General features: G+C 57.2%; 7 protein-coding genes and 1 tRNA gene. 2 read left to right on the top strand and 6 right to left on the bottom strand.

The features are described from left to right. Nucleotides 1-395: 395 nt before the first annotated feature. Together IQ254_RS28180 and IQ254_RS28175 are read right to left on the bottom strand one after the other, a co-directional pair. Nucleotides 396-635 carry an NfeD family protein gene (locus IQ254_RS28180; RefSeq protein WP_228041179.1) on the bottom strand — a complete coding sequence of 80 codons (240 nt, stop codon included), beginning with the start codon at nucleotides 633-635 and terminating at the stop codon, nucleotides 396-398. A 121-nt stretch (nucleotides 636-756) separates the two neighbouring features. Beyond that, a complete protein-coding gene (locus IQ254_RS28175) occupies nucleotides 757-1,893 on the bottom strand; it encodes a DUF2207 domain-containing protein (RefSeq protein ID WP_193969468.1) in 1,137 nt (378 codons plus the stop codon). 216 nt (nucleotides 1,894-2,109) lie between these two features. Between IQ254_RS28175 and IQ254_RS28170 the strand changes: the two genes are divergently transcribed. After that, nucleotides 2,110-3,444 carry an AAA family ATPase gene (locus IQ254_RS28170; RefSeq protein WP_193969467.1) on the top strand — a complete coding sequence of 445 codons (1,335 nt, stop codon included), beginning with the start codon at nucleotides 2,110-2,112 and terminating at the stop codon, nucleotides 3,442-3,444. Continuing rightward, nucleotides 3,411-4,472: a serine/threonine-protein kinase gene (locus IQ254_RS28165; RefSeq protein WP_193969466.1), complete on the top strand. Its 1,062-nt coding sequence runs from the start codon at nucleotides 3,411-3,413 to the stop codon at nucleotides 4,470-4,472. Before IQ254_RS28170 ends, IQ254_RS28165 begins: the two co-directional genes overlap by 34 nt. 63 nt (nucleotides 4,473-4,535) lie before the next feature. Here the strand turns inward: IQ254_RS28165 and IQ254_RS28160 are convergent, their stop codons facing one another. The 4 genes from IQ254_RS28160 to trmB all read right to left on the bottom strand — a co-directional run bounded on the left by IQ254_RS28160 (nucleotide 4,536) and on the right by trmB (nucleotide 7,437). After that, nucleotides 4,536-5,147: a Uma2 family endonuclease gene (locus tag IQ254_RS28160; protein WP_193969465.1), complete on the bottom strand. Its 612-nt coding sequence runs from the start codon at nucleotides 5,145-5,147 to the stop codon at nucleotides 4,536-4,538. Nucleotides 5,148-5,359: 212 nt separating this feature from the next. Further along, entirely contained in the window at nucleotides 5,360-6,649 is a 1,290-nt protein-coding gene (locus tag IQ254_RS28155; RefSeq protein WP_193969464.1) for an ABC transporter substrate-binding protein, read from the bottom strand. 25 nt (nucleotides 6,650-6,674) lie between these two features. After that, a tRNA-Arg gene (locus tag IQ254_RS28150) sits at nucleotides 6,675-6,748 on the bottom strand. 53 nt (nucleotides 6,749-6,801) lie between these two features. Next, nucleotides 6,802-7,437 carry a tRNA (guanosine(46)-N7)-methyltransferase TrmB gene (gene trmB / locus IQ254_RS28145; RefSeq protein ID WP_313887593.1) on the bottom strand — a complete coding sequence of 212 codons (636 nt, stop codon included), beginning with the start codon at nucleotides 7,435-7,437 and terminating at the stop codon, nucleotides 6,802-6,804. Nucleotides 7,438-7,550: the final 113 nt, after the last annotated feature.

Here is a 7,550-nt window from a genome sequence, read left to right as displayed (position 1 = left end):
GGACGTCCTGGCAGGATGAATCCGTGACGGCCCGTTATGCCCCTGCCTAATCGAGCGGTCCAGCCAGGGGGCACTCTCTTTTGAGCTGGCTTTCATTGACATTTAAGATAATCGCTGCTCCCTAGCCCTAAGGACTAGGATCTAAACTTGCGCCGTGGAGTACTAGCTCATTTTTCTTGCGCTTACCCTGGTAGCCATTCGCTCGAATCCTGATATTCGGATTATCCTTCAACTGATCCAACATTCGCTGCTTTAGCGCATTAACCACCCGATCCACATCCTCTGGTGAACTCACCTCCCGCCCACTTAAATTAAGCGTCAGCGTTATCACCTCTTCCTTCGTCACACTTGACAAAATATCGTCTAAATAGGCGTTTTCCTTATCGAGGTTTCAGTCAGGAAATGGGCTCAACAATCAGGGTGTTGCCGCGACGACCAATGACGGTAACTTCGGCCCCTCTGGGCAGCGATCGCCCATCGTCACAAATCCCAAACCAGTACGTTGCCTGGTATCGGATCCGTCCAGGGTGGTTAGGGCCAATGGCTTGCTCGACGTAACCCTTCATTTGTTTCAATGCACCAGGATAGGCTTGGGATAGGGGTTGTACAGTTTGAAGACAGTTACGACTCAGCATTTCAAATTCTCCCTTCAAATCAAAAAACACTGGGTAAGGTGGAGGTAGTTGGCCTCGTAGGAGATCAGCGAACTACCTGATTGCTTACGGGCAGTAACCGAGCCAGCAGCAGGCTGCGGGATCAACCGCCACCGCCGCCACCGCTGGCCCCGCCACCACAGCCGCCGCCGCCACCACAGCCGCCGCCACCGCCACTGGCCCCGCCGCCGCCATAGCCGCCGCCACCATAGCCACCGCTGTAATAGCCGCTCCGAGAACCAGAGGTGGATCGAGACGGGGCTGACCGTTTGGCTATATCTTCCCGATGGGTCTGGCGATAGGTGCAGTGATCACAGGCATAGCCCACTTCCTTTTCTCCTTTGCGCTGGGTCGTTGCAAAGCGAATCACTCGATTGATGCGGCGGATGCCGCGTTTACCACAGCTGGGGCAGGGCCGCTGATTGAGATAGAGATAGAAAAGAACCAGGGTTACAATTGCCATGAAAGCGCACCATTGCACGACCAGAATCCAGACATTCCGATTAACCGTTCGTGGACTGTTGTTAGCGATCGCGGCATCAGATCCAGGCGCGATCGCGCTCTGCGCAGTCTCCATGTCGAGCTCGCCAGCCGGAAAGCGCACTTTCACATCGAGAAAGTCTTGGGGGGCGAGCGGTTCACTGACCGTGAACTCAAAGGTTTGGGGATCAACTTGCCGATCGGTCGCCGGGCCACCGCTACTGGAAAACTGGCTGACTTTTCCAGCCAGTTCATCGGGTAAATGAACGGTTACCTTCCCCTGCTTGATGTCTGCACTGCGTTCTGGAAAAAGCGCGCGCCAGAAGATCTGGCTATGCGCTCCTCGGGTTTGCACACCGCCAACGACGCGATACTTCACTGTGAAGGTGTGGGATTCTGGTGCCTTTACTGACGTATTTAAGGCATGTTGCCAACGAATCTGGTATTGATTGCCCTGAATGCTGGTTTGGGCAGGAAGTTGTTCTTCACCGTCGTACACGGCGACATCGGTAATTTGGTCAATGCGCGCCAGCGGAATATAGCGATAGCGTTGGTTCGTGTGATCGGCGGTGAACATGTACTTTTGCGTTTCGGTGACCACCATGTCACCGTTAGATTGCAGGGCGATATCGACATTGATAAAGTCCCAATAAAAGGGGGATGCGGCCTGGGCGAACCCGATTCCTAAACTGAGTAAACAGGCGCATAACCCGCAGACGAGCCAGCGACTAAATTTGGGAATAGTTTTGCAGGTAATCATGACGTTGTTCCGTCTAACGTAACGTCGAGGCTGGCATCGATAAGACTGCCTCGCTTGCCTTAACCATAGGGAATACAAGGGTTAGGCAGACCATAAGCAGGGTTATAAACCGGGTTATGAATGGCAACACGGTGCGGTTTTGCTGCGGAAGAATCGACTGCGCAGTTGCTATGCTGAGAGGCACAAAAGGCGATCGCAGCGCGACTTCTCAAGCCCATGGCTACTGATAACGAACTCTTTCAGGCCGCACAGACCCAATGGAATCTGAAGACGCTGTATGCCGATTTGGCGATCGCTAAACAAGCGATCGCCCCCCACAAGCAGCCCTCCCTCACCCCCACAGAACAGGAATTGCTGCGGGGGCTGCTGTGCCGCTACAGTCCGGCGGAGATTGCGGCTCACCGCTTCACCGCGCCCAAAACCGTTGAGGTCAGCCTGAGCAACACGATTTACCGCTACGTCGAGACCCTGACCCAGCGCGACCTCAATACCTTAGAAAGCTGGCGTGATGTTGCCGACTGGCTTGCCGCTGCGGGTTATGAGTCAGCCCGGTTGGAGATCAACTGGTCACAACGGCCCGATGTGCCCGTGTTTTACGGGCGACAGGAAGAATTGTCGATGCTGCAAACCTGGACGACGGCAGCCGATGCCCCCTGCCGCATGGTGATGGTCTTAGGTCCGGGGGGAATGGGCAAGACAAGTCTGCTGGTCAAGCTAGTGGAGCAAATTCAGAGCCAGTTTGACTGTCTGATCTGGCAGTCTCTGCGCCATGCACCAATGCTCGAAACCCTGCTGCACCACTGGCTGACGCAGCTGCCCAGCTCGATGGATGGGCCTGAGAGCGATTTGCACGCCCAGCTCACGAGCCTGATCGAGTATCTGCACGCCCATCGCTGCCTCATAGTGCTCGACAACCTGGACACCATTCTGCGAGAGGGGGACTTTGCCGGCCATTATCGCCCAGGCTACGAGAGCTACGGCGACCTGCTGCGACGCCTCGGTGAAGAGCAGCACCAGAGCTGTGCCCTGATCACCAGCCGGGAATCGACCAAGGAAGTCGTCATGCTAGACGGGCCGACCCGCCCGGTGCGATCGCTCGACCTGCCCGGCCTGGGTCAAGCCGCCGAGGGCATTCTGCAAGAGGCCAACCTATCGGACACAAAGCAGTGGGGGCAGCTCATTCGCATTTATCGCGGCAATCCCCTAGTGCTGAAAATCGTTGCCTCCAATATTCGCGAGCTGTTTGGCGGCAGCGTCAGCGACTTTTTGAAGCAGCGCATCACCCTGATCACCAGCGACGTCAGTTTCCTGATCGAGCAGCAGTTTCAGCGGCTATCGGCGGCGGAGCAAGACCTGCTTTACGCCCTGGCGAAAATTCGGGAACCCGCCGATGTAGGTCGCCTGCAGCAGGAAATCGCGCCGAATATCTTGCAGCCCTTAGGCTCCCTGGTGCGGCGATCGCTGGTGGAAAAAAGCGCGGCGGGCTTTACTTTGCGGCCCGTCGTGATGGAGTATGTGTGCGATCGCCTGTCGCGTCAGGGGGCATCGTGAGCTACTGCATCAACCCCAAATGTCCCCAGCGGCAGCAGCCCGATGGGTTGGAGCAGTGCGCGGCCTGCGGGACAGATCTGGTGGTGGGCGATCGCTACCGCCTACTGCGTCCCCTGCGCGAGCTGGATGACTGGAGCGCTGCCGACATTTTTGAGGTCGCCGATCGAGACGCCTTCAAAGTGATGAAGGTGCTAAAGCAGCCGAAACTGCGTCCCCCTTTCGAGCGAGAAGCCCAGACCCTGCAACGTCTCCACCATCCCGGCATTCCCGAGATCGAGCCGGACGGCTACTTCATTGTTACCACCGCCACAGGCCAGTCCCTCGCCTGCCTGGTGATGGAAAAAATTGAGGGCCTGACCCTAGAGCAGTGGCTAGATAAGCACGGCCCTGCCGACCAGACCCAGGTGCAAGCATGGCTACGCCAGGCCTGTGAGATCCTGGGGCTCGTCCACCAGAGCGAGCTCTTTCATCGCGACATCAAGCTTTCAAACCTGATGCTGCGCCCCAACGGTCAGCTGGCGCTGATCGACTTCGGCACCGTCCGCCAAATGTCGAACACCTACCTGGCTAAGGTTGGCGGTCAGCGCGAGGTGACCAGCATTGTTTCCCCGGGCTATACGCCCCTGGAGCAGATCAACGGCAAAGCTGTGCCCCAGTCAGATTTCTATGCCCTGGGGCGATCGCTGGTGCATCTCCTCACCGGCCAGCACCCCGTCGATCTGGAAACCGACGAGGCGACCGGGGCGCTGATCTGGCGGGAATCTGCTCCCCAGGTCGATCGCTGGTTCGCCGAGCTGATCGATGACCTGATGGCTCCCTTTCCGGGGCAGCGCCCCCTCAACGCCCAGGAAATCGTGCGGCGGCTCGATGCAAAACCGGTAAAACCCAGCTCAAACCCCGATCAAATCTGGGTGCAAGCGCTAATCGGTTTCAATATTGCGCTGCTGCTGCTGCACGGCCTGCTGGGCTGGCGCTGGGTGCAAACCCGATCGGAGCCGCCGCGATCGCCGAGCATCGAGCAGCTTTAGGGTTTAACGGCCTTACGTTGATACCCCTCAACATCAGGAGCACGTCAAGTTCGCACATACCCTCTATGGCCCTGCCTCTAGCACCTGCTTGGCACTGAGGGTTAACTCAGGGAATGCAGGGGATACTAATCGCTCGTCACCCCTAAAGCGCTGTTCTTGATAGTCCTGGTTGACGAGTTTGAGTACCAAAACCACGGCGGCCACCGGGTCAACAATCCAATACTCTGGAATTTCTCTCTTAGCGTACTCCCGGCGCTTATCGATGTAATCACGGTCCCGCGATCGCTGGTTGGTGTCACTGTTCGACACAACCTCTACCACTAGGGCCGGAGCAGGCATCTCGAACGTGATCAGCGAGCGTTGCTGCCCTGCCAGGGCCGCTGCCCCTGCCTCAGTGACAACGACCAGATCTGGATAGCGGGTATTGGCGGCACTGCCGGAGACCGCTATCTCCGTGCCACGACGGACACAGTAGTAGGGCACCCATTGAAGAAAGATGGAGAATAGCAGGCTGCCTATCACAACATTGATATCGCTCTCAGCACCCATATCGACTAATAGTCCATCCCGCAGTTCATAACGAGTATCTGTGCCGTCGTCATAGTTCAGATACTCTTCCAACGTCATGCGCTTAGGGGCAGCTTTAGGGGTGGATTGATTTCTGGAAATCGTCATAGTTGCCCACCTGTCGCTGAGGATGCCGCTCTCCTGTCCGTAGGCCTATCATAGCTTCCTACGCAGATCTACCCGGGTCGTAGTGCCGACATGATGCAAGGCTAAGTGCCACGGCGAATGAATGGTCAGGGCAGTCTAGCGTGCTGAAGCCTCAGCCCAGGGAGCTTTTCTTCGTTCTTCTGTCTTCTCTTTTCGTTCTTTAGCTGTACCTGCTACAGCAGCGCTCGGGTTTCCGCCGCTGCCGCCTGCATGGCTGCCTCTGGAGTCGCCTCCCCCACTAAGACCCGCCAGAGATAGGTCTGCAAAATACGAGACGCTGCGTCGTATTGAGGAATTTGGGGCCGAAAGATCGAATGGTTTTCCAATGCTGCTAACACATCAGGGAAAAAGGGATACTGGGCAACAATGTCTGGATCGGTGTAAAGGGTTGAGCGGCTGGGCAAATAGCCCGCATCCAGGACAAACTGCCGCTGGGCCTTGGCGCTGGTAAAAAAGGCGATCGCCCGTCTCGCGGCCTCTGGATGAACGGCATTTTGGGCGATGCCAAACCCCCACCCCCCTCGACAGGCTTGGGAAATGCGATCGGCAGCGGCAGCCACCGGGGCTAAGCCAACCTGTCCTTGTAAGGGCGAATCGCTCTGGTTGGCCTGCCGCCAAAAGTAAGGCCAGTTTCGGACAAACAGGCTTTGCTCAGCTAAAAATTGCTCAAAGGATTCGGTTTCGCTGTAGCTGGTGACCAACTGAGGCGTAATGCCTTGACGAATGGTATCGGCTAGAAAGGTCGCAGCGGCGATCGCCTCAGCCCGGTCTAAACCCACTTCGCCAGTGCCTGGCTCAATCCAAAAGCCCCCGTAACCCGCCAGCACCTCGACAAAGTTCGCAACCAGCCCCTCGTACCTGCGCCCCTGCCAGAGATACCCCCACGGCGTTGCACTCTGGGCCTGAACCGCTTGCGATTGAGCTATCAGCTGATCGAACGTCTGCGCCGGTTCAGCTCCCAATTCTTCCATCAGGGCGGTGTTGTAAAACAGCAGCCCCAAATCTGCGCGAAACGGTACGCGGTAAAGGGTGTCCTGGTAGCGGCCTGCGGCCAATTCGCTAGGCACGAACGCGTCTAGTTCCGCAGCGGGTAGCAGGTCTGATAAATCTTGGAGCCATCCCTCGCTGGCAAACCAGGGTAGCCATACGACATCCATGTAAACCAGATCGTGTTTAGGGCTGCCGCTGCTTAAGTCGGACGTGTAAATCGCCTTAACCTGATCGGTGTTGAAGGTGTCTTCATCCAGCCTCAGGCGCAGGTCTGGGTTTTGGGCCTCAAATTCTGCAATCAGCGGTTGCCAAGCAGCCGCTTCATCCAAAGGAACGACAAACGACAGCACCGCTGGGCTGATTTGAGGCCAACGAACCCACCAAACCGCCAGCCCCAGCAGCTGCACCAAAAGGAGCCCGACCAGAAAGGCGATCGCCAACCGGTTAGGAGCTTTGAAAAACCGAGGACCCATGGACAGAGGCAAGGATATTGGCAAACAGGGCTGGCGGGATTCGAACCCTCGACCTGCCGCTTAGGAGGCGGCCGCTCTATCCAGCTGAGCTACAGCCCCAGGATTGCACTGCGAATCTGGAGCCATTTTACACCCTGGGCTGGGGTGGGGGTTCAAGACCGGATAAAGATAGCGCGGTAGACCGGCAATCCCTGCTCCAGAGTGACCCGCTCGCGATCGGTTTGGGCAGGGAAGGGACTTTCGGGCAGCCAGAGGTTGCCCTGACGTTGGAGGTGAGGGTTTTCGGTGAGGCGATCGCACATATCCACCGCCACCTCTTTGACATCCGACTGTACCACCACCCGTCCGCCCGCAGGCAAAAACTCGGCCAGGGTACTGACGAGCTCGGGCTGTAGCACCCGTCGCTTTTGGTGGCGCTTTTTAAACCAGGGGTCGGGAAACTGAATCGAGACCTGCTGTAGCGGGTTGCGATCGCCCCAGCTTTCTAGCAGAGCCCGTAGAGAGATATTGACGTTGCAGAACATAACGTGCAGGTTGGTCAGACCGGCCTCCTGCTGGCGCTTTTGGGCCGATTCGACAACGGGCTTGCGAATTTCGAGGCCAAGAAAGTTCCCCTCGGGTACCAGCTGGGCCATTTGCAGCACAAACATCCCCTTGCCGCAGCCAATGTCGATGTGCAGAGGCCGCTGGGGGTAGGCAAATACCTCGCTCCAGTCTGGCATGGCCACGGGGGCCTGGTATCTTTCGCTCAGAGGGTTGACGTGCTGACGCACTCGAACAACTGCCACAGTGAGTACCTTTAACAAACCTCGGCTTTCTATCATGGCACCTGGAGAGGAAGAGAGAGCCAATTCTGAATTTTGGATTTTGGATTGCGGCCTCCCCCCTCCCCCCTATTCCC

It is taken from the genome of Nodosilinea sp. LEGE 07088 (assembly GCF_015207395.1).
Classification (GTDB): domain Bacteria; phylum Cyanobacteriota; class Cyanobacteriia; order Phormidesmidales; family Phormidesmidaceae; genus Nodosilinea.
The sequence above is the reverse complement of the archived record's forward strand: the minus strand, read 5'-3'. Positions and strand labels throughout refer to the sequence as shown.